Raw genomic sequence first — 22,156 nt, 5'->3', positions numbered from 1 at the left:
TCTTTCTCCAGTTTTTATTTATGATCCGAGCCTGGCAGCAAATGCACCGGGGGTGCAATTAATACCTCGCGCAGTGCTGCCAGTTCCTCGTCAGACCAGTCCGGACCTGGCGGCAGGTTACCCCAGATCGGTTGCGGCCAACAGGGGTCGCTGTGTCGGCGGCCGATGATATGCAGGTGCAGTTGCGGCACCACGTTGCCGAGCGCCGCGAAATTGACCTTAGGGTATGCCAGCGTCTGTTTGAGGCAAGCCGATACTTTCCGGCAGTCGGTCATCACCGCTTCGAGTTGCCCGGGGGGGAGGTCCAGCAGGTCTGTTGATGTGGTGTCTGGCACCAGAATGAACCAGTGCAGGGCAGCATTGCGCGACAGCAGCAGGCTGCCGCTGGGCACTGTGCCCAGCAAGTGGCAGTCTGCCAGTAGTTGCGAATGCAGTTCAGGTGCCGGCATATTTGTTGATGACCATTTTCCCCAGCGCCATCTGGTGGACCTGGTCCGGGCCATCCGCCTGTCGGCACCAGCGAGCGTAGTTGAAGGCCTCTGCCATACAATAGTCCTCGGTGAGGCCACCGGCGCCATGCATTTGCATACAGCGGTCGATAACTGTTTGCATCATCAGCGGCACTGTACTCTTACTGGCGGCAATCATGTCCAGGGCCCCCTGGGGTGTCATCTCATCCATTTTATGGCAGGTTTTCAGCAGCAGCAGGCGGGCCATTTCAATTTCGGAAAAACAGCGGGAGATGTCTTCACGAACCGACTGGTGTTTGCTCAGTTTCTTGCCAAAGGTACTCCGTGACTCTACCCGTTCACAGGCGAGTTCCAGCGAGCGCTGGGCGGCTCCGATCAGGCGCATGCAATGGTGTATTCTGCCTGGCCCGAGGCGCCCCTGGGCAATTTCAAAGCCCCGGCCCGCCCCGAGGAGCATGTTTTCCGCCGGTACGCGAACATTATCAAAATGCAGTTCCGCATGACCCAGGGGGGCATCATCATACCCCAGTGTAGTCAGTGGGCGTACTACTGTCAGGCCGGGGGTGTCCTTTTCAACCAGGATCTGGCTCTGCTGCAGGTGACGGTTTGGCTTGTCGGGGTCGGATTTACCCATCACGATAAAGATGCGGGTGCGTTCATACATGGCACTGGTAATAAACCACTTGCGGCCATTGAGTACCCACTCATCGCCATCGCTCTCTATTAGCAATTCCACATTGGTGGCGTCCGAGGAGGCCACCTGGGGCTCGGTCATGGCGTAGGAGGAGCGGATCTTACCATCCAGAAGCGGGGTCAGCCAGCGTTCGCGCTGGGCCGGGCTGCCATATTTCATCAGCACTTCCATATTCCCGGTATCCGGCGCATTGCAGTTAAACACCTCGGGTGACCACAGTACGCGACCCATGAGCTCGGCCAGTGGTGCGTAGTCGAAATTACTGAAGCCGCCATGGTCGCAATACTCTGCGTGGTCAGGCGATACAAACAGGTTCCACAGCCCGACGGCCCGCGCCTTTTCCTTGAGTTCGTCCATTATCGGCAGAGCGGAGAATCGGGAAGATGCTTGATGTAGTTCGGCTGCATAGCGAGCTTCATTGGGAAAAATATGTTCATCCATGAAGGCTTGAAGACGGGCCTGGTAGGCCAGGGATTGTTCGCTGAAGGTATACACTTGGGGCTCCGTGTGGTCTGTTTTACAGTGCGCGCATTGTAACGTTTGTCCGCTCGGTTCGGAAATTGCTTTCTGACGGTAATTGACAGTTTCAGGTAGTGCTGCTTATGGTGGGTTAATAAACGCGCAATCATACCCGACTTTGGATGGCGGGGCGCGAGAGGGTTATAATAGATGATTTGCCAGGGGGCCGAGCATGCTCAGGGTTTTAGCGGTAATGCGTATTATCGCCTTGTTGATGATGCTCTCGTCGGCACAGGCGGGAGAGCTTCGTGTGCAGCTCAACGGTGATGATGGCCGTCCGGTGCCTTTTGCTGTCCTTACCCTGCCGGGTATGTCAGCGGATTCCGCCGCCCATCCAACCCGGGCCACAGTTGACCAGCAGGAGCGTCGATTCGTACCCCATGTCAGTACCGTTACTCCGGGTACTCAAGTATTTTTCCCCAATAGTGACGATACCAGGCATCACGTCTATTCCTTTTCAGCAGGCAACAGCTTTGAATTGCAGCTGTATCGTGCCAATGATGCGGCCCCGGTAACCTTCGATAATGCAGGGATTGCGACGGTGGGCTGCAATATCCACGATAATATGAAGGCTTATGTGTATGTGAGCGATGACGCCACTGCCAGGGTAAGCGATCTTGATGGCCGCGTGCATCTGCAATGGCAAGGCACCACACTGCCAACGCTGCTGGAGATCTGGCATCCGCAGTTGCAGAGCTCAGTGCAGCTATCCATTGCACCGATCGACGACAAGATTCTGCAGATCAATCTGCCCGTCGTCTGGGAAGATCCGCAGATCGGTAAAAGCGAACTGGAACTGGAAGAGCTGCTGAAACGATTTTCCCTTGATGCGAACTAGCTTTCGAAACAAGCTGCTACTGCTTATTGTTGGCTTGTTGGCGGTCACCCTGTCTACCAGTCTGCTGGCGGTGCTGCGGGCTTCCAGCCACGCGGTCGAAAATATTGTGCGTGAGGAATTGCAGGTAGTAGAAAGGGTATTTCGTGCTTTGCTTCAGGATGATCGCGAGCAGCTGCGTAACCGTGCCCAATTGCTCGCCGGAGATTTTGCCTTCAAGCAGGCCATAGCTACCGGAGAAAAAGCGACTATCGTGAGCGTGCTGGCCAATCACGGCGAGCGCATCAACGCAGACTTTGTTGTCATGCTCTCATCTACTGGCGATATCCTGCTGAGTACTCACAATATTGACCGTTTGCCAGCTAATGTTCTTGAAACTGCGCAGGGTCCGGCAACTACCGCCAGGGCCATGCTCACACTCTTCAATGATCAGGCCTATCAGCTGGTGTTGGTGCCGGTACTGGCACCGGATTTGCTCGGTTGGGTGGGGCTTGGCACAGCCGTTGACCAGGCAATGCTGAATGAGCTTCGCAATATTACTAATGCCGATATTACCCTTGTTGCCTCTATCTCGGGTAATGTCTCCGCGGTTGTGCAATCCACACTTGCCGACGGACTTACTCTGGATGGTGGCGACCGACAACAGACAGATGACGTGGCAGCGCAGCTGGCGGATAGTCTGGCTACGCAGAGTTGGTTGAGCCGCAAGGTGGTTCTGTTGGAGGACGACGGACAGCAGCTGATAGCAGTACTTTCACAGTCACTGGAGCAAGCGCTTGCCAGCTACGAACCATTGCGCCAGCAGATGGTAATTATTGGATTCGTAGCCCTGTTTCTGGCCGGTATTACGGCATTGGTCATCGCTCGCAGTGTCACCCAGCCGATTTACCAATTGGTGAATGCGGCGCGACGCATAGCAGACGGAAACTATTCTCGCCGTGTGAACCTGAGGGCCGGAGAAGAGTTTGGTCAGCTGGCGGATACCCTGAACCTCATGCAAGACACAGTATCAGAGCGGGAAGCGCGCATTCGCTACCAGGCCCAACACGACATGCTCACCAAGCTCCCCAATCGTGAATATATCTATTCTGCATTTAACACCCGCATGGCTGAAAACCCTCAACGGGACCAATTCGCCATGGGGCTGCTGGAACTGGCGAATCTGCAGCAACTTACCGACCTGTATGGTAGCGAATTTAGCGATACGATTCTGCAGCAGATGGCCGAACGTATTATTGACAGCCTCCGGCGCGGTGACATGGCCGCGCGAGTAGCCGATTCCCAGATACTACTGTTTTTTGACGACCTGACCCATGACGGCGTCGCCGTTGTTATTGAGAAATTGCAGGAAGATTTTGCAAGCCCGGTTTTAATTAACGGTATCCCGGTTCGGCTTGAGCCCTTGATAGGGTTTGTATTCGCTCCCCAGCACGGGCGAAAGTTCGAAGAACTCCTGCGCCGTGCCCAGATCGCTCTCGCAAACGCACGTGCAACCAGCAGTGGCTATTCTTTTTACCAGATTGGCCAGGACGAGACCCATCTGCGGCAGATTACGGTAGCGCATCGTTTGCAAACTGCGGTGGAAGGCAAGCATTTCAATATTGTTTTCCAGCCCAAGTATGACCTGAGAGCCCATGACGTGTTGCAGGTTGAAGCCCTGATGCGCTGGACGGATGATGAACTCGGTGAAGTGTATCCGGATGAGTTTATCCCGGTTGCGGAGCAAACCGGTATCATCACCGAAATCAGCATGATCATGATAAAGCAGGTGATAGAGCAAATTTGTGCCTGGCGGCGCGGTGGTTTGAATCTGGCCGTTTGCGTCAACCTTTCGGGAACAGATATTCTGAAAACAGACTTTGTACGCCATACCGTTGCCTCATTGCACGAGTCCGGGTTGGACCCGGCCTCAATGGTCATGGAAGTGACGGAAACAATGATGATGACTGACATGAAGATGGCCCTGGCTAATATCAAGCTCTTTGAAGATGCCGGCATCCAGCTGGCCATTGATGATTTTGGTAGCGGTTTTTCCTCTCTTGTGCAGCTCAAGACCCTGCCGGTCCAGGAGCTTAAAATCGATAAGAGCCTGGTTCTCAGACTCGATCAGGATACTGATGATCAACAGATCGTTCGCTCCACCATTGAAATGGCGCACTACCTGGGTTTGAAAGTGGTTGCCGAAGGCGTTGAAAACAAGGCCTCGTTGCAACTGTTGCAGCAAATGGGGTGCGATGCCGTGCAGGGTTTTTATGTGGCCAGGCCGATGACAGCGGCTGCGCTGGAGAGCTGGCTTGGGGATCTGCCGACGAATGTGCGGGCTATCAGGGATGCGGATGTCTTTTCCGTATAACCAGGGGCACTGGCTGTGTGTGCTCGCCTTACTGGCGGCACAGGTTGTGCACGCTGACAGTAAACTGCTTGCCACGGGTGGGGCATCGGGTATTGAAGGCCAGGCAGGTGGGGGAATAGTACCCTGGGCGGTTATCAGCGGTTATGGTGATTTTGGCGAGTGGGGTGGAGCCACTGCCCTGACCCGGGTGAACCTGCCTGACTTCCAGCTGGATGTGAGCTCTTTCAGCATCGCTTTTGATAATCGTTTTGAGTTCAGCGCCAGCCGACAGGAGCTTGAGGTGAAGCCCCTTGGTTTAACTATAAACCAGCAGGTGTTGGCCGTTAAAGTGAGGCTGGGTGGTGATCTTATTTACACCAGCCTACCTCAGCTGAGCCTGGGTATGCAGCATAAACGCAACCGTGACATGGCTGTCCCTATGGCTTTAGGGACCGATAAGGATAGCTCGACAGATGTCTATCTGGCGGGCAGTAAGCTGTGGCTGAATGGCCTTATGGGGCGAAATGTATTTGCAAACCTGACCCTGCGGCTGACCGAAGCACATCAGGCCGGGTTGTTGGGCTTTGCTGACGGTTATCAACTCCAGGCCGAGGCCAGCACCGGGATTTTTCTTAACAGGCACTGGATAGTGGGCGCCGAATACCGACAAAAACCTGATCGTCTGGCTTCGGTTAACGAAGACGATTGGCTCGATGTGTTTGTTGGTTGGTTTCCGAGCAAGCGTTTTTCCCTGGTCCTGGCCTGGTCCGATCTGGGTGACATTGCCGGGCTAGCGGATCAGGATGGCCTTTACCTTTCGCTGCAGTTGAGCCAGTAGGAGATTTATCGTGTTGTTGCGGTCCTTGTTGGCGATGTTCATAATTTTACAAGGAGGCTGTGCAGGTACGACCGAAGATAATGTTCCTGAACAGACGCTCTATCACCAGTTGGGTGGCATGCCGGGGATTGACCGGATTGTTGCAGGCCTGTTGTGGGAAATTGCGGAAGACTCAAGGATATTACCCTTATTTACCAAAACCAATATCACTCGCTTTCAGGAGAAATTGGCGGAGCAGCTGTGTGATATTGCCGATGGGCCCTGCACATATACCGGTGATACCATGAAGGAAGCACATCGGCGTCTGGCAGTTACGCCGGCCCAGTTTAATAACCTGGTAGACGGTCTTATTCGTGTTATGGAACGCGAAGGTATTTCTGTAGGTGCGCAAAATGCATTGTTGCAGCGGTTGGCGCTTATGCACGGTGACATTGTTTTCTCTTAGTTTAAAAGCGGTCTTTACTGAGCGCTCATTGATGTATACCCTCGAAGAGTCCGTTTGGGCATCGTGAATAATTTAATCGAAGGAGTGATCTTATGAGAACACAACAGGTTTTAGGTCTTGTACTCGCGACGCTGATGGTTTTTGGTGTCACTGCCTGTAGCAAAGATGATACCGAACAAGCAACAGAATCCGTATCCGAGACGGCGACCGCGGTCAGTGAAAAAGCTGAAGAAATGTACGATGACGCAGCGGACGCAACAAAAGATGCCATGGATAACGCATCGGATATGACTGAAGATGCCATGCACGATACGAAGCAGGCGACAGAGGATATGGCCCACGATACGGAACAGGCCGCTGAAGACATGCAGCACGAAGCTGAGCAGAGCATGGATAACTGATCGTCGTATCATGGATGATGCCCGTCTTATCGAAAACCTGATCTACGAATACGCGGAGCGTATCGATGCGGGCGATCTGGCGGGTGTCGCCGAAATGTTCCGGCACGCGGTTATTCGCGCGCCGAAACAACAACACTCTTTTAACGGCTATGATGAAGTTCTGGCGATGTACCAGAGCTCCTGTCGCCTCTATCCTGAGTCGGGAACACCGGAGACCCGCCACTTAACCACGAATGTTGTTATTAATGTCGAGGGTGATAAGGCTGCGTCACGCGCTGTGTTTACGGTGATTCAGGCGACTCCCAGCTTTCCTCTGCAGCCGATTATTTCAGGTCGCTATCGGGATAGCTTCAGCCGGGTTAACGGCAGTTGGCGTTTTACCGAACGCAGCATGTTGGTGGATTTTGTAGGAGATTGCTCCGCACACCTTCTCTACACTTTATAGAAGCTATCTAAGCCATGCTGGTTACGCATGATTTCCGGCTTGATACGCACCCGTCACATTATGGCGCCCGGTTCCTGCATCCCTGACGATTCTGGGCTATGATGGCGTAGTTGAACCGATTTTGAAGGGGGAGTGCCATGTTGCGAACAGTGGTAAGTTATCTGGTCTTTTCGTTCACCCTCGTATTGGCGTTGCCAGCCAATGCCCAATCACTTGGCGCCGAAACAGGCTGGCTAGACCTGGTGAAGGGCCATACTGATAAAATTTCCGGGACAAACGTGCGCGATGTGCAACCCGGTGACCAAGAGGGATCCACGCGCGTCACCCTGGCGATTCCCAAAAAAGCGCTGTCGATTAACCCCAGCCGGCTGGAAGAGGTTCGCGTTATAGGTCGCCGGCCCGAGCCCATAGACCTGTGGCCGGATTTTCGCTATGAGTGGGTTGCCGATTACGATAACGATAACTACGGGCTGATCATTCATCTCCGTGATGACGGTACCTTGCCGTTGCGCCTGTACCTGGATTCGGAAACGGGCTTTCTGGAGTGACGCTTTCCGCCAACGAACAGCCGGATACGTTGGCGCATCGTCGCGAGCTGTTATTCTGGGGCTGGGGGTATGCGGACCAGCATCTTTTGCCCCAGGAGGAAACGCTTCTGCGGGAGCTGGTCTCTACGGTCGGCGGTGGCGCTACTGCGGTTACGGCACCCAGGCTGGACGAATTCGCCCTGCCCGCACCTCGCGGCAAGCCTCCAGCCGCACTTGCGGGCCTGTTTTCCTCCTCTGTTTATGATCGCCTGACCCACGCCTACGGCAAGTCCTTTGCCGACGGTGTGAGAATGCTACAGCGCGCGGTGGCGCGGCCACCGGACTGGGTAGTATTTCCCAAAAACGAAGATCAGCTGGAAATGTTACTGGAATGGGCTGATATCTCCGGTGCGGCACTGATTCCTTTTGGCGGCGGCACCAGTGTATGCGGCGGTGTTGAATCGGCCGTTGAGGGCGACTATTCGCTGGTTGTTTCAGTGGACCTGCAGTATTTCAACCGGGTGCTGGAGGTTGATCCGGTCAGCCGCGCGGCGCTTATTGAAGGTGGTGCACTCGGGCCGGAGCTGGAAACGGCTCTCAGGCCGCACAATCTTACTTTGCGCCATTTCCCCCAGAGTTTCCAGTTTTCGACGCTCGGTGGCTGGATTGCAACTCGCGCCGGTGGCCACTACGCCACCCAGTACACCCATATTGAGGACTTCGTAGAGAGTATTCGCACGCTCACGCCCAGCGGCCTGATGGAAAGCCGCCGACTGCCTGGTTCTGGCGCGGGTCCCTCGCCTGACCGCCTGGTTGTCGGGTCTGAGGGTACTCTTGGCTTTATTACCCGGGCATGGCTGAGAGTGCAGGACCGACCCCGGTTCCGTGCTTCCGCCAGTATTCGTTTTGGCGATATGGCTGCCGCTTGTGCGGCAGTGCGTGCAATCAGCCAGGCGGCGTTGTTCCCGAGTAACTGTCGTTTGCTCGATCCTTTGGAGGCTATGCTGAACGGCGTTGGTGATGGCCGCAATGCTGTGCTGGTACTGGCTTTCGAATCCGCTGACCATCCGCTTGATGCCTGGCTGGCACGTGCGCTGGAACTGGTTGCCGATCATGGCGGTCGCTGGGATGCCGATGCCGCCGAGCGCTCCCTGCACTCTTCAGAGACTGATCAAAATCAAGCACAGCACCGTCAGGGTACAGCAGGGGCCTGGCGGAACCAGTTTCTGCGTGCACCCTACTATCGGAATTACCTGACCCCTCGCGGTGTGATCGCAGACACCTTTGAAACCGCAATTACCTGGGATCGCTTTGATAACTTTTATACGGGTATCAAGGACGCCGTATCGAGGGCTATTCGGAGGGAAACCGGGGTTGATGGCATGCTCAGCTGCCGCTTTACCCACGTCTACCCCGACGGCCCGGCCCCGTACTTTACCTTTTACGCCCGGGGCACCGACTCGGGCGATATGCCGGCCATGTTGTCCCGCTGGCGCCAGATCAAGCTGGCTGCCAATACGGCCGTTACCGAACTGGGCGGTACCATCACACATCACCACGCTGTGGGCCGCGATCATCGCCCCGGAGGCTATGATCAGCAGGCGCCGGCCCTGTTTCGCGCCGCCTTTGCCGGCGCCCGGGAGGTACTGGACCCTCGGGGCATGATGAACCCCGGTGTTTTGATAGATACTCCTGCCAGGGGCGCAACGGGTGGCGGCATTTTGCTCAGCTAATGCTGATTTTTTGCCGCTGCACCCTTGACTGGGACAGGCTTGCTATCTATAGTATCGCCCCTCAACAACGCGCCTGTAGCTCAGCTGGATAGAGTACCTGGCTACGAACCAGGCGGTCGCACGTTCGAATCGTGCCAGGCGCGCCATACAAATCAAGGGCTTAGCGATATCCTCGCTAAGCCTTTTTTGTGTGCGCAGGGAATGTGCAATGCTCCCCCAGCCTGGTACCTGTTTTCAGCGACACCGAGCCAGTTCGGCCAAGGCCTGCCCCGATAATTTCATCCCATAGTAGTCCCCTGTAGATAGCCAGCTTGTTTAGGTTTTGCAGGCAGACTGCAGTATCATCGACACGCCAGTATGTAAGGTGAACAGGGCCGATGGTGTGTTGATCCGGGCAGGCGTTCCTATGAGCTTGTTATCTTTCCAACCTCATAAAATACCAACTCATGTATAAGCGAAAACTCTTTTATTTTGGATTGACGACGGCCTTTATTTTGCTGGTAGCGCTGCTGAGCACTGCAATATCAGCACACCTGACCCGTGAAAATCTCAAACAAAGTACGATTGCCCAATCTTTACTGGTGGAGCACGAGAAGCTTTCAAGTATTTCATATCGACTATTCAAACAACTGACTGATGAAGTGATTTTTGGACGCACTGCCAACCAGGCATTCGTGCGCAACAAGCAAGCCCTGATCGAACAATCACTGGATAAGATCAGGCAGCTGGAGTTGGAGCAACGCGAGGCGTTGGGCATCAATATTACCCAGGGTAGCGTTGAGGATACCGACGAGCTGGTGCAATTGATTAACAAAATCATTGGTGAATTCCAGGCCGTGGTAGTCAGCAGCAACGGCATGCCACTCAATCAGCAAGAAGAACTGCGCAGTCTTCTGGAGGTCACCATTGATGACCAGTTCAGGGAGGCGATAAATTCTGCCGTATCACGCCAAAGCCGGGTAGTTGCTGCGATAAATGCGAGAATTGACACCTTAAATACCGTCATAGTCTGGTTTACCATCGGTCTAGGGGCACTGTCTTATCCACTGATTATCTATGGTTGCTACTGGCTCTTTAATCAACTTTATCAGCCACTTATGTTGATTCAGGGGGCAACGGACGCGATCGCAGCGGGGCACTACGGTCATTCAGTTTCCGTGCCGTTGGACGACGAGTTTGAAGCACTGGCCATGTCGATTAATCAACTGGCCAAACGGTTACAGGAGCATGAAGCAAACGAGTCCAAGTCACGGAAACAGCTGGAGTATGATGTCAAGCAAAGAACCAGTGAATTGACCGATGCAAATCTTCAGCTAACGAAAATTGATTCCCGTCGTCGTCAGTTCATTGCCGATGTGTCGCATGAATTGCGAACACCTTTGACCATCATTCGCGGTGAGGCACAGGTAACCCTGAGGCTGCAAGCGGCCTCCGAGGTGGACTACAAAGAGACATTGCGCTCTATCCTGGAGCAATCAGTCAACCTGAGTCACCTGGTGGATGATTTACTCCTTCTGACCAGAGCGGAAATGAACCAGCTACACCTTGAGATAATGCAAGTCCGGATCAAGCCCTTGCTGGACGCTGAAATTGCCAAATGGCAGAGGCTTCACCCGGACCGTACGTACACGCTGGTAACCGGCCAGAAAATTGACAATACCGCTGTTATGATCGACAGCGCCCGCATTCAACAAGTTGTTTCCATTCTATTGGACAATGCCACTAAATATTCAACCGCAGGTCAGCCCGTAGAAGTGAGTATCAGTAACACAGGCGCTTTTATGACGATCGCGGTCAAGGATTCCGGAGAAGGAATTTCGGCGGCTGAGGTTGAAAACATATTTGAACGTTTTGTCCGTTTCAGCAAACGTAATGAGGGTTTGGGTCTCGGGCTGTCCATCGCCAAGGCTATTGTGGAGGCGCATGGAGGCCAGATAGCAGTTGAGTCGGTGCAGGGACAAGGCTCCACCTTTTCATTCACTTTGCCGGCTGAGCGATCCGTATGAATATTTTACTGGCAGATGACGAAAAACCGCTGTTACATTTTTTATCTCGCGGTTTGCGTGCAGAGGGACATGAATGTACGGCACTGACTGAGCTGCACGAGGTGATACCGTTTATACGTAAAAATGCGCCACATATTCTCGTGCTCGATCGTTTGTTTGGCTCCCAGGACAGCTTGACGATTGTGGAGGCTATCAAGGCGTTACCCAATCCGCCCATGATATTAATGCTAACGGCGTTGGACGAGGTTGGTGAGAGGGTCAAGGGCTTGCAAAAAGGGGCCGATGATTATCTGTGCAAGCCCTTTGATTTTGACGAATTATTGGCACGTATTGCAGCCCTTCGCAGACGCATGGGCCCGCAGCCTGCCACAAATGGTGAAGACACGATTGCACTGGGTACCCTGGAGTTGGTGCTCGCGGAGCGTACGGCGCGCTTGAACGGCACGGAAATAGCGTTGACGAAAATTGAATATGAACTGCTGTTGTACCTTACGGAAAACCAGCAGAAAGTGTTGTCGAGGGAACGTATTTTAAATCGTGTCTGGAAGACGCACAGTGACCCTCAGACCAATATTGTCGATGTATATATTAGCAGGCTCAGGCGAAAACTGGATGGCGATCCCGAGATCGCCATCCAGACATTGAGGGGAAATGGGTATCGACTGACATTGAGCCCGAACGTGGTGGGTTGAGCACCACGTTCGGGTGATCTCAACTGCTGATGGGAGAAAGTAATTTCGGATTCGTTACCAGGTTGCGTACGCCGTGGGCATGATCCTCATCAAACACATTATCGTTACACCAGTCGGCTACGCTATTGATATCCACAACAGCAACCTCGGGTCTGACACTCCAGCTCACCTGAAGTGGTGATCCCTGTTCATTATAGGAGGGGCCGGTGGTTGATCCAAGATATTCAATGGGTACACCGGTATTCCAGGGGATATTGGGTGCCTGGAAATAGCCGTTAATATTCTCTACTTTTGCCAGCGCATTAAAATCAATCGCGTTCCTGTCATTGGCCAATACGATAACCTGTCCCTCTACACGAAGACCCGGATTCATTGTGCTGTCAGCCAGGCAGGCACCCAAGGTGGGGCCGGGCTGTATTTGTGCCGATGAAAATACGTAATGGACTTCAAGCGTATCGCCTGCTTGCAGTGTGTCGCCTTTTGCCGCGCAGACCTTGCCTCGAACAGGCTTTAACTGAGCTGACGACAGTTTTCCGTTGTATACAAACCCGGTATTTGATCCCTTGCCGTCGCCGTTTCCGGCATAAGCAGTGTATTCACCGCCGCGATGCTCCGCATTTTTATGGAAATGGATATTACACAGATTCAGCTGGCTACGGTTGGGCGCCATACCAAAGCTTCGCTCATTCACGCCATAGGTCTGTTCGATATCACGAGGAGACTGTGGGCCAAATCCCTGGCCATTGGTGTTGGCTTCAAGCGCGGCGCGCTGTTTTGCCACTTCAGCATCGCTGGCTGTTTTGGCGCTGGCTGCGGTGGAAAATACGGCGACACCTGAGAGTGCGAGCGCCATTGCAAATTGGTTGTTCTTCATCGTGTTCGTCCTTTTCAAAAAGCAGTTTTGAGATGAGTTATGTTTGGGAAATTTACCCGCCTGAAGTTCGGGTGCTCGGGGATTAAAAGCGATAGCCAATTGAAATGGTGTAGACCATGGGGTCGATTTCGATCGAATTTACGCTGCCGGGGGCTCCGTTAAGTGAAAAGCTTGCTTCGGTATCTATATCTACCCAGCGCACTGAGCCATTGAGAAACCATTGTTCATTCAGCATATAGTCCACGCCAACCTGTGCTGATAGACCAAACGAATCATCCAGGGACAAGCCTTTCAGGCCGGCAGCATCGTTCGCTGACGTAAACTCCTCGTCAAAGATGAAGGTGTAGTTAACGCCTGCGCCAATGTATGGTTGAAACGGGCTGGAAGGATCGTTGAAGTAATAGTTAAGGGTAATGGTTGGTGGTAGATGGGTTACCTCGCCTAGCTTGTCACCGGTTCCCAGCGGATCGCTTACACCAAAATTCACATCATGCTTGAATGGTGTTGCCGCCAGCACTTCAATATTAAGCTTGTCAGTAAAGAAGTATGCAATGTTTAGCCCCAGCTGGGTGTCGTTGTCGATCGCGAGGTCGACGCCGAGATCACTTCCCACCACTATGTTTGATGTTGACTCATCCGGACTGACTGTGGCGAGTCCGCCACGAACTATCCAATCGCCCTTTTGAAACGCCAAAGCACTCTGTGACGCGGTTGCCACGGCAAGGGTGAGCAAAGTAAGGCTGATGTTTTTCATAAAGCTCCTTTGTGAGTGATAGTTAACCAGGGCTTATGATAGTGGCGGTGCCTAAAAAAGACTTAACGTGGACATTAAAATCAGATTAACGCCGGGAAGTGTTCTCTTGGAAGTTTCAGGACGGGCGCAGTGTTTTGCCCCGTGCCGATTTACCTGGATATCAAAAAGCTTCATGCTTCGTCTAAGCGGGTTGGTATATATTGTCCATGGCTGCAAAAATGCGGCATAATATTGCATAGATAATGCCACTATATCAGAATTGCCAGGGACGACTTCAAGATCATTATGTCAAACAACGAAGATGCAGGGGTTGTAGACGGGCGACGCTTGCGCAGCGAGCGCAGTCGACTTGCAATTATAGAAGCGGCGTTGGCCCTGCAAGAAGAAGGCATACTGGTGCCTACTGCCAAGCAGATTTCGGATCGTGCAGGTGTCGGTATGCGCTCTTTCTTCCGTCATTTCGAGGATATGGGAGCCCTTTTCGAAGCGGCCGATAATCAGATTCGAGACTCCTACGAAGTGCTTTTCCTGGGAGGGAATCGAGGAGGAATGCTGGCGGATCGTATCGATCGCGCCGTGGAGCGTCACGCCGACGCTTATGAAAGCGTAAAGAATGTTGTCCTGGGTACCCAAGCCCAGCTTTGGCGTTATGATATTTTGCGCAAGAATTATGGCCGTAACCAGCGTGGCCTGCGCAGGGATCTGGAAGACTGGTTGCCCGAGCTCAAATCTGTATCTGGTGAAACGCGTGAAGCCGTGGATGCCATAGCCTCTTTCGAAATGTGGAACAGGCTGCGGTACCACCAGGGGCTGAGCAAGAAGAGCAGTATCAATATCCTGAAGGGGTTGCTGAAGAGCATGATTGATGGTGATAGGGCGGGTAGCTAACATGGCAGAACAATTTCAGGATCAGGGCGGCGCCGCAACCATGGATCCTGGTGCGCTGGTCCGGTGGCTGACTTCCAAGATGATGACTCGCTTGTCCTCGCCCGCGCGCATGGACAGGCGGCGCGCGGCGGTGGAAAAACAACGCATCAAGCAGGGAATCCCCCATCGTATGGAGTATTTTCACCAGGTTGACGACGGCTACAGCCAGCTCGCCGCCCAGGTGTTGCAGCGCCTGGTTGAGCGTTACGATATTGACCTGGAGTGCCACCTGGTTGAGGGTCCCCGGGACAAAAATACCCCTGAGCCGGAGCTGCTGCTGCAATTATCCCGCTACGATGCGTTTCATGTTGCTCCCGAATACGGACTGGATTTCCCCGAGCACCTCGCAACGCCCGATCCCGCTTTGGTACAACTGGCGTCGGAAATTCTGGCGGCACAGGAAGCCGGTGATTTTATCCGTTGTGCCGCTGGCGTTGGAAAGGCCCTGTGGGCCGGCGACAAGGTGGGCCTGGAGTCACTGGCGGCTGCGCACGGCAGTGTAACGGCGGCGGAGTGCACGGCCCGGATAGCCGCGGGAACCGGGCGCAGGGCCGTGCTTAAACATTATTCCGGCGCCATGTTTTACTACGGTGGTGAATGGTACTGGGGTGTTGACCGGCTCTACCACCTCGAGAAGCGCCTCGCGGCCCTGGGAGTCGACCGCCAGGCGGGGCAACCCATGATAGTCCCGCGGCCGGATATCGGGCCGGGCGGCCGCAAAGACACCGGTACCCTGACCCTTGAAGTCTATGCGTCTTTACGCAGCCCCTATACGTCTATCATCTTCGACCGTGCCGTAAAACTGGCCCGGGATACGGGGGTGAATCTGTCGGTGCGGCCCGTGCTGCCCATGGTGATGCGCGGCGTCCCCGCCACCCGTGAGAAAGGCCTGTATATCTTTATGGACGCCGCCCGGGAAGCACGCGAGGCCGGCGTCCCCTATGGTAAGTGCTGCGACCCCATCGGGAACCCCGCACGCCGCTGCTACTCCCTGTATCCCTGGGCGGTAGAGCAGGGGAAGGGTGTTGAGTTACTGTCCAGCTTTCTCAGCCATGCATTTGCCCGTGGCGTTAATACCAACAACGATCGCGGCCTGCGCAAGGTGGTTGAGGCGGCCGGCCTGAGCTGGGATGAGGCACAAAGGCACCTCGGGAAGCCGGGCTGGGAAGATCTGCTGGAGCAGAACCGGCTGGCCATGTATGAAGCAGGGCTGTGGGGTGTTCCGAGTTTCAGGTTACTGGATGAACGTGGCGAGCAGTTACTTGCCCTCTGGGGACAAGACCGACTCTGGTTGTTTGCCCGTGAAATCCAACGACAGCTGAGACGGCACTGACTTCGTGAGCCCCATCTCCCTGGGTTTGTGTTTCATCTTTCTTGGATAAGTAAATCTGCCCCTGAGTGTGGCTCGGGGCGATAGGAGCAAATGATGTTTAAAAAGGTATCCCTGGCCCTGTTGGTACTGCTTCTGGTGGCAGTCGCGCTCGGTTACTCGAACAAGGATCAGTTGCTCCTGGCCGTGATCAAATACAAGTCTGCCAATGAGTATGAAATCGGGCCAGCCCGTGAACTCAACTGGGCCCAGGGCCCCGCTCAGGCCTCTGCGCAGAGCGCGCAGCGGCCTCCAAACATCATCTTGATCGTCGCCGACGATCTCGGTTATAACGACATTTCCACGTTTGGTGGCGGCGTCGCTGGCGGCCGGGTACAGACACCCCATATCGACCAGTTGGCGGCTGAGGGCTCAGTGTTTAGCCAGTCCTACTCCGGGGCGGGAACCTGTGCACCGTCGCGCGCAATGATGATGACCGGACGCTATCCGACGCGGACGGGATTCGAGTTTACCCCGACACCCTCGGGTATGGGTGGGATGGTGGCCAGCATCTCGGCCGGTATAAACAATGGCCTGCCGCCGGTCCTCTACGACGCAGAGTTGGAGGAATCCAGGCCACCCTACGAGATCCAGGGCCTGCCGCCCGAGGAGATCACGGTTGCCGAGATATTGCGTGACAAGGGATACCAGACCGTCCATATCGGTAAATGGCACCTGGGTCGTAAAAATGGGATGGCGCCCCACGAGCAGGGCTTCGAGGAAAGCCTGCTGATGGCTAGCGGCCTGTACCTGCCGGAAGATGACCCCAACGTGGTCAATGCCAAGCTGGACTTCGACCCCATCGACCAGTTCCTCTGGGCGCGTTTGGCCTATGCCAACAGTTTTAATTCTGGCAATGAGGATCGCTTTGAGCCCGGTGGTTATCTCACGGATTACTGGACCGACGAGTCTATCAAGGTGATCAAGGCGAATAAGAACCGGCCGTTCTTCCTCTACCTGGCTCATTGGGGCCCCCACACACCTCTGCAGGCCACCCGGGAAGACTACGAGGCGGTCGGCGATATCAAGCCGCACCGCCTGCGCGTCTACGCCGCCATGATTCGCGCCCTGGATCGCAGTGTGGGTAGGATCACTGCGGTGCTGGAAGAAGAGGGCCTGGCTGAAAACACCATCGTCCTGTTCACCAGTGACAACGGTGGCCCGGGGTACATCGGCGTGCCGGATGTCAATCATCCCTTCCGCGGCTGGAAGATCAGCCAGTTCGAGGGGGGAATACGAGTGCCGCTGTTCGTTAAGTGGCCGGCTCGCATCCCGGCGGGCACGGTGGTGAAAACTCCCGTGGCGCATATCGATATGATGCCGACCCTGGTGGCGGCGGCCGGGGCCGCTGAACCCGAGGGCGTTGAGATCGACGGAGAAAACCTGTTGCCGCTGGCCGAGGGTGCGAGCGAGGAAAGCTGGGGTCGCAGGACCCTGTTCTGGCAAAGCGGGCACTACCGCGTAGTGCGCCACGACGACTGGAAATTACAGGTCACCGCTCGACCCGATAAGCGCTGGCTATTTAACCTGGCTGAAGATCCAACCGAGCAGGAGAACCTCGCTGACGCTCACCCCGAGAAACTCGCTGAATTGACGGCACTGCTGGACGAGCACCAGCGTCAGTCTCGGGGGCCGCTGTACCCTGCAGTCGTGGAGATGCCTGTGGCCATCGACAAAACACTGGCCGAGCAATTCGAGCAGGGCGACGCGTATATTTACTGGCCCAACTAGTTATTGGAAAGTGGGGTTAGGAGGGCAGCGCCCTATTGCGCCCTGTTGAATGCCGGCTTTCTTTTTTCCAGGAAGGCTGTCATGCCCTCCTGGTGGTCGGGGGTGTTCAGGGTTTTCTGTACCGCTGCACGCTCTGCCTGCAGTAATTCCTCCAGCGTCCTGTCTTCCGAGCCAACAATGACCTCCAGCATGCCGGATGCTTATTCGTATATCGATAGTGAGTATGGCTATACTCCGCAACATCATACATAATGGCATAAATACTGTCGATACATGGTCTAACTAAGGCGGGGCACAATAAAATGAGGTCAACGATGAAAAAGCTCTTGTATGTTCTGCTAGCCCTGGTTGTCATTGCAGGGGTTTTGCTGACTGCGTTGCCTACCGTCTTGCACAAGGCGGGTTGGCATCCGAAATACGAGGGGCCTACCTGGGATTTGCCAGGCAAGCGCGCCCTGATAATAACCACCAGCCATTCGGTACTGGCTGCCCCGGGTGAAACCAAAGGGAAAGCGACCGGGGTTTTTGGGTCCGAATTTACCCACCCCTATTACACGTTTCAGGACGGGGGAATGGAGGTTGAAATCGCAAGCGTGCAGGGTGGCGAGATTCCCATCGATCCGGGTAGTTTCTTTTATGCCCTTAAATCCCCCGAGGATGAGCGTTACCTGAACGACCCGATAGCACAGGCCAAGGTGAAGAACTCCATTCCCATTGCCGATGTCGATATGAGCCAGTACGACATCGTCTTCATAGCAGGCGGCTGGGGCGCTGCCTATGATCTGGCCCAGTCGCCCGAACTGGCGGAAAAAGTATCCCAGGCCTACTATGCGGACCGAACACCTGTGCTCGGTGGCGTCTGCCATGGTTTATTGGGCCTGGTGAGCGCTCGTGATCGCGATGGCAAGCTGTTGGTGGCCGGCCGCAGGATGACTGGGGTTACTGATAAGCAGATCAGGGAATTTGGTATCGACCTGACACCCAGGCATCCCGAAACTGAACTACGCAAGGCTGGTGCGGTGTTCGAGAGCAGCACGGCTTTCCGCGATATGTTTGCGACTCACGTGGTGGTGGATGATCAGAAGCGTTTTGTCACTGGCCAGAACCAGAACTCCGGCCTTGAAACCTCGCATCGTATGATGCAGGTCATAGCAGAACGGGAGTGATGGCGATGCCTTTGGCGAACAGGATTCTGCAAATACTGGTGCTGTTGCCGGCGCTGTTGTTCCTGGTGACCGGCATGCGCTGGCTGGTAGCGCCCGCCGGTGTGGCGCCCGAATTTGGCCTTACTCTGGGCGAGGGGGTGGGACTCAGTTCCCAGGTGGGGGATATGGCGGGGTTCTTCCTGACCCTGGGCAGCTGCATGCTGATTGCGCTGATCAGTGCCCATCGCACCTGGTATTACCCGGCCATCATGCTGCTTGCGATTACCGCTGTCGGCCGTGTGGTGGCCTGGCTGGTTCACGATGCGACATTGGCACTGGATCTGATTGCGCCTGAAGTGATTGTTGCACTAATTTTACTGGCCGCCTCCCGGCGCCTGCCTGAAACGAGTTGAGTCTGTGAGTTTCGCTGTTGCCCGGAGTATGCTGCTGATGTGTTCCCTGCTCGTGGCAGGGTCTGGAGTTGCACAGGATGTAGAACCGATCGTGGAGATTCCGCCCGAGCCTGTAACACGTCCGAATATTGTCTTTATTCTCGCCGATGACCTGGGCTATACCGATATCGCCCCCTATGGCAGTGAGGTCAATACCCCGACGCTTTCGGCGCTGGCGGAGCAGGGGGTACGCTTCAGCAACTATCATACGGCCGCCAACTGTGCGCCCGCCCGGGCCATGCTGTTGACCGGCGTGGGTAATCACCTGGCCGGGGTGCCCAATATTCCAGAGATGCTTGCACCGGAGCAGCGCACTCATGCCCACTACCAGGGAGTGCTGGGCGATAATGTGGTTACGGTGGCCAACTTGTTGGAGGGCGCCGGTTATCACACCTACATGGCGGGCAAGTGGCACCTGGGTTCGACCCCGAACAAACTGCCCAGCAGGCGAGGTTTCCAGCGCACTGTGGCGATGATGGATTCCGGCGCCGACAACTGGGAGCAGCGTCCCTACCTGCCAATCTATGACCAGGCGAACTGGTTCGCCGATGGCGAACGCTTTACTCTGCCGGAGGACTTTTACTCTTCGCGGTTCCTGATCGACAAAACCATTGAGTTTATCGACAGCAATATCGGCAATGGCCAGCCCTTCTTTGCCTATGTGTCGTTTATGGCAGTGCATATACCGGTACAGGCCCCTCAGTCATTTATCGACCGCTATATGGGAGTTTATGACGCCGGCTGGGATGTGCTGCGGGAACAGCGCCTGCAGCGGGCGGTTGAGTCGGGACTGGTGCCGGCGGACACCGCCATGACCCGCGTGTCGACGACTGGCGACTGGGATGCCCTCGATGACGACCGCAAGCGCTACGAGGCCAAGCGTATGGCGGTTTATGGCGCCATGATAGAGGCGATGGATTTTCATATCGGCCGCCTGGTGGAGTATCTCAAGTCCAGCGGGCAGTATGACAACACGATTTTTGTGTTTACCTCGGACAATGGCAGCGAGGCCAGTGGCCCCGCCGACCCGGAGGCATTTCCCGCTCGCCTCGGCCCTGCCGGACAGGGGTATCACACTGACTACGAGCGGCTGGGCCTGCAGGGCAGTTACAATTCTATCAGCCCCGGTTTCGCCAGCGCCTCGGCGAGCCCACTGTCTTTTTACAAATTCTACACCGGGGAGGGCGGTATGCGAGTGCCGCTGATCATTGCCGGTGAAGGCCTGCCACGCAAGCAGGTGTCGACCCCGGCGTTTGCCTGGGCCACAGATATCACGCCGACGATTCTCGCGTTGGCTGGCGTCGAGGCACCTGGCGCCCGCTACGCCGGCAGGCCGGTGCTGCCGATGAGCGGACGCGACCTCAGTCCTTTGCTCAGTGGCAACGCCGATCGCGTGTATGGCGAGGAGGACGCAGTGGGCTACGAACTGACCGGCCACGCTGTCCTGTTCCAGGGGGATTACAAACTGGTAGTGAATCAACCGCCGCTCGGTGACGGGCAGTGGCGCCTCTACAATATCGCCAGGGATCCGGGGGAGGTGGTTGATCTGGCCTCTGGGCAGCCGGTAATTTTCCAGCGTATGCTCGCCCGCTACCAGCTGTATGCGCGTGACAATGGTGTGTTGCCGCTACCTGCAGGCTATACGCAGATGCGCCAGCTGGTGACCAATGCCCTGCACCAGCAGTACCGGGAGGTGATCCTGTTATTCCTGTTGACCCTGCTGGTACTCATGCCTTTCTATGTGGCCTACCGAATGAAAAGGAAGCGCTGACGATGACTGAGCTGCATAGACTCTATGCCATCACCCACTCACTGTATTCCGGCCGTGCCCGGTCCTACCTGATCAAGCACGGTATCCCCTTTCGAGAGCTTTCCAGCGGTCATGAGAGTTTCAAGGCCGAAGTATTGCCGAAGGGCAAGTTGCCTACTATTCCTACGCTGGTTACCCCGGATGGAGAGGTGATCCGCGATGGCGCGGCGATCATCGAACATTTCGAGGCTGCCAATGGCCGCCCCTGTCAGCCGCCCGGGCCCAGGCAGCAGATTGTCAGCGCCCTGTTCGATGTGATTGGCTCTGATGGCCTGCTGCGGCCGGCGATGCACTATCGCTGGAACTTCCCGCAGTGTAACCATGAATTCGTGCGCTACCACTTCTTGCACTCCCAGCGGGATGTACCCCAGCGCGAGGACAAAACCGAAGCGATGATGGATCGTATGCTTCACGCTGCGATGTTTTTCGGTGTTACTGACCAGACCCGCGATCTGGTGGAGCGCCTGTATCTGGAATATCTGGACGCCCTGGACGCACACTTTGAGCAGAACCCCTATTTGCTGGGCTGGCGACCCTGCATCGGTGACTTCGGCCTGTTGGCGCCAATGTATGCGCACCTGGGCCGCGATCCCTATCCTGCCCGATTGATGCAACAGCGCGCCACGCGCGTCTATCGCTGGGTGGAGCGGATGAATCGCGCCGACCAGGACGCCCCCGAGTATTTTAATGCGGGGACCGATTTCCTGGCGGATGATGAGGTACCGGAAACCCTGTTGGCGGTGTTGCGTTTGCTGGCAGAGGACTTCGTGCCGGAAACCCGTGCAGCGGCAGATGCGATCAACAGGTGGCTGGCTGGGAACCAGCCTGAAGTGGGAGCGCCAGCGGTGGGCCGCTCTGCTCATGCTATCGGGACCGCCGAATTCACAGTGCGTGGCGAGACGATCACGGCGCTGGCCCAGCCCTACAGGTTTTATCTGCTACAGCGGGTGCAGTCTGTGTACGCAGGCCTGGACAGCGCCGGTCGCGCCGCGGTGGATGAAATGCTCGAAGCCTGCGGCATGTCAGCTATCACGGGCATTGTCCTGGACAGGCGAATCAGCCGCTCGGGCAACCTCGAGATTTGGGCATAACAGAATACAGAGCCGGAGGCAGGCCACCCTTTCCATCTGTATGGAAACGGGGGTCTGTTCCCGGTT

The 22,156-nt window shown here is 55.5% G+C and carries 22 protein-coding genes and 1 tRNA gene; 18 read left to right on the top strand and 5 right to left on the bottom strand.

The genetic code is table 11. From position 1 onward, the window contains the following. Nucleotides 1-14 precede the first annotated feature (14 nt). Both CWI75_RS11985 and CWI75_RS11980 read right to left on the bottom strand, forming a co-directional pair. The gene (locus CWI75_RS11985; protein ID WP_101521720.1) at nt 15-449 is read right to left on the bottom strand and encodes an HIT family protein; all 435 of its coding nucleotides are present in this window, start codon (nt 447-449) and stop codon (nt 15-17) included. After that, nucleotides 436-1,659, bottom strand: coding sequence for an acyl-CoA dehydrogenase family protein (locus tag CWI75_RS11980; RefSeq protein ID WP_101521719.1), 1,224 nt, complete (start codon nt 1,657-1,659; stop codon nt 436-438). The genes CWI75_RS11985 and CWI75_RS11980 overlap by 14 nt, the downstream gene beginning before the upstream one ends. A 196-nt stretch (nt 1,660-1,855) precedes the next feature. Here CWI75_RS11980 and CWI75_RS11975 point away from each other — a divergent pair, with 196 nt between their 5' ends. The 11 genes from CWI75_RS11975 to CWI75_RS11925 all read left to right on the top strand — a co-directional run bounded on the left by CWI75_RS11975 (nt 1,856) and on the right by CWI75_RS11925 (nt 11,937). Further along, nucleotides 1,856-2,521, top strand: a complete 666-nt coding sequence (locus CWI75_RS11975; RefSeq protein ID WP_101521718.1) for a methylamine utilization protein — start codon at nt 1,856-1,858, stop codon at nt 2,519-2,521. Continuing rightward, nucleotides 2,511-4,871 (top strand): putative bifunctional diguanylate cyclase/phosphodiesterase, encoded by a 2,361-nt coding sequence (locus CWI75_RS11970; protein ID WP_101521717.1) that lies wholly within the window; start codon nt 2,511-2,513, stop codon nt 4,869-4,871. Before CWI75_RS11975 ends, CWI75_RS11970 begins: the two co-directional genes overlap by 11 nt. Next, the gene (locus CWI75_RS11965; protein WP_101521716.1) at nt 4,855-5,688 is read left to right on the top strand and encodes a DUF3034 family protein; all 834 of its coding nucleotides are present in this window, start codon (nt 4,855-4,857) and stop codon (nt 5,686-5,688) included. Before CWI75_RS11970 ends, CWI75_RS11965 begins: the two co-directional genes overlap by 17 nt. Before the next feature lie 10 nt (nt 5,689-5,698). Then, on the top strand, nt 5,699-6,133 hold the full coding sequence (locus CWI75_RS11960) for a group I truncated hemoglobin (RefSeq protein ID WP_146003584.1): 435 nt from the start codon (nt 5,699-5,701) through the stop codon (nt 6,131-6,133). A gap of 92 nt (nt 6,134-6,225) precedes the next feature. After that, nucleotides 6,226-6,534, top strand: coding sequence for a hypothetical protein (locus tag CWI75_RS11955; RefSeq protein WP_101521714.1), 309 nt, complete (start codon nt 6,226-6,228; stop codon nt 6,532-6,534). 10 nt (nt 6,535-6,544) lie between these two features. Continuing rightward, nucleotides 6,545-6,979: a nuclear transport factor 2 family protein gene (locus tag CWI75_RS11950; RefSeq protein WP_101521713.1), complete on the top strand. Its 435-nt coding sequence runs from the start codon at nt 6,545-6,547 to the stop codon at nt 6,977-6,979. A gap of 137 nt (nt 6,980-7,116) precedes the next feature. Beyond that, complete coding sequence (locus CWI75_RS11945) at nt 7,117-7,527, top strand: hypothetical protein (protein ID WP_101521712.1); 411 nt, start codon at nt 7,117-7,119, stop codon at nt 7,525-7,527. Next, on the top strand, nt 7,524-9,239 hold the full coding sequence (locus CWI75_RS11940; RefSeq protein WP_206604710.1) for an FAD-binding oxidoreductase: 1,716 nt from the start codon (nt 7,524-7,526) through the stop codon (nt 9,237-9,239). Before CWI75_RS11945 ends, CWI75_RS11940 begins: the two co-directional genes overlap by 4 nt. A 69-nt stretch (nt 9,240-9,308) precedes the next feature. Continuing rightward, nucleotides 9,309-9,385, top strand: a tRNA-Arg gene (locus CWI75_RS11935). Nucleotides 9,386-9,685: 300 nt separating this feature from the next. Next, entirely contained in the window at nt 9,686-11,245 is a 1,560-nt protein-coding gene (locus CWI75_RS11930; protein ID WP_101521711.1) for a sensor histidine kinase, read from the top strand. Beyond that, nucleotides 11,242-11,937, top strand: coding sequence for a response regulator transcription factor (locus CWI75_RS11925; protein ID WP_101521710.1), 696 nt, complete (start codon nt 11,242-11,244; stop codon nt 11,935-11,937). The genes CWI75_RS11930 and CWI75_RS11925 overlap by 4 nt, the downstream gene beginning before the upstream one ends. 19 nt (nt 11,938-11,956) lie before the next feature. On the opposite strand, the gene CWI75_RS11920 is transcribed toward CWI75_RS11925, so the two are convergent. Together CWI75_RS11920 and CWI75_RS11915 are read right to left on the bottom strand one after the other, a co-directional pair. After that, on the bottom strand, nt 11,957-12,910 hold the full coding sequence (locus tag CWI75_RS11920; RefSeq protein ID WP_241521193.1) for a delta-class carbonic anhydrase: 954 nt from the start codon (nt 12,908-12,910) through the stop codon (nt 11,957-11,959). Further along, nucleotides 12,894-13,565 (bottom strand): OmpW/AlkL family protein, encoded by a 672-nt coding sequence (locus CWI75_RS11915; protein WP_101521708.1) that lies wholly within the window; start codon nt 13,563-13,565, stop codon nt 12,894-12,896. The genes CWI75_RS11920 and CWI75_RS11915 overlap by 17 nt, the downstream gene beginning before the upstream one ends. 285 nt (nt 13,566-13,850) lie before the next feature. On the opposite strand from CWI75_RS11915, the gene CWI75_RS11910 reads away from it, so the two are divergent. The 3 genes from CWI75_RS11910 to CWI75_RS11900 all read left to right on the top strand — a co-directional run bounded on the left by CWI75_RS11910 (nt 13,851) and on the right by CWI75_RS11900 (nt 17,592). Continuing rightward, the gene (locus CWI75_RS11910) at nt 13,851-14,453 is read left to right on the top strand and encodes a TetR/AcrR family transcriptional regulator (protein WP_101521707.1); all 603 of its coding nucleotides are present in this window, start codon (nt 13,851-13,853) and stop codon (nt 14,451-14,453) included. 1 nt (nt 14,454) lies between these two features. Continuing rightward, nucleotides 14,455-15,825, top strand: coding sequence for a DsbA family protein (locus CWI75_RS11905; protein WP_101521706.1), 1,371 nt, complete (start codon nt 14,455-14,457; stop codon nt 15,823-15,825). Between the two features lie 90 nt (nt 15,826-15,915). Next, complete coding sequence (locus CWI75_RS11900) at nt 15,916-17,592, top strand: sulfatase (RefSeq protein WP_241521192.1); 1,677 nt, start codon at nt 15,916-15,918, stop codon at nt 17,590-17,592. 32 nt (nt 17,593-17,624) lie between these two features. Here CWI75_RS11900 and CWI75_RS18345 read toward each other — a convergent pair whose 3' ends face one another. Next, nucleotides 17,625-17,783 carry a hypothetical protein gene (locus CWI75_RS18345; RefSeq protein WP_155523013.1) on the bottom strand — a complete coding sequence of 53 codons (159 nt, stop codon included), beginning with the start codon at nt 17,781-17,783 and terminating at the stop codon, nt 17,625-17,627. Between the two features lie 123 nt (nt 17,784-17,906). Here CWI75_RS18345 and CWI75_RS11895 point away from each other — a divergent pair, with 123 nt between their 5' ends. Genes CWI75_RS11895 through CWI75_RS11880 form a run of 4 tightly spaced genes read left to right on the top strand, consistent with a single transcriptional unit; the run spans nt 17,907 to nt 22,090 of the window. Beyond that, the gene (locus CWI75_RS11895; RefSeq protein WP_241521191.1) at nt 17,907-18,758 is read left to right on the top strand and encodes a type 1 glutamine amidotransferase domain-containing protein; all 852 of its coding nucleotides are present in this window, start codon (nt 17,907-17,909) and stop codon (nt 18,756-18,758) included. Between the two features lie 5 nt (nt 18,759-18,763). Then, nucleotides 18,764-19,150 (top strand): hypothetical protein, encoded by a 387-nt coding sequence (locus CWI75_RS11890; RefSeq protein WP_241521190.1) that lies wholly within the window; start codon nt 18,764-18,766, stop codon nt 19,148-19,150. Nucleotides 19,151-19,187: 37 nt separating this feature from the next. Next, on the top strand, nt 19,188-20,960 hold the full coding sequence (locus tag CWI75_RS11885) for an arylsulfatase (RefSeq protein WP_101521814.1): 1,773 nt from the start codon (nt 19,188-19,190) through the stop codon (nt 20,958-20,960). Nucleotides 20,961-20,962: 2 nt separating this feature from the next. Next, entirely contained in the window at nt 20,963-22,090 is a 1,128-nt protein-coding gene (locus CWI75_RS11880) for a glutathione S-transferase N-terminal domain-containing protein (protein ID WP_101521703.1), read from the top strand. Nucleotides 22,091-22,156 lie beyond the last annotated feature (66 nt).

It is taken from the genome of Kineobactrum sediminis (assembly GCF_002868715.1).
Taxonomy (GTDB): domain Bacteria; phylum Pseudomonadota; class Gammaproteobacteria; order Pseudomonadales; family Halieaceae; genus Kineobactrum; species Kineobactrum sediminis.
The sequence above is the reverse complement of the archived record's forward strand: the minus strand, read 5'-3'. Positions and strand labels throughout refer to the sequence as shown.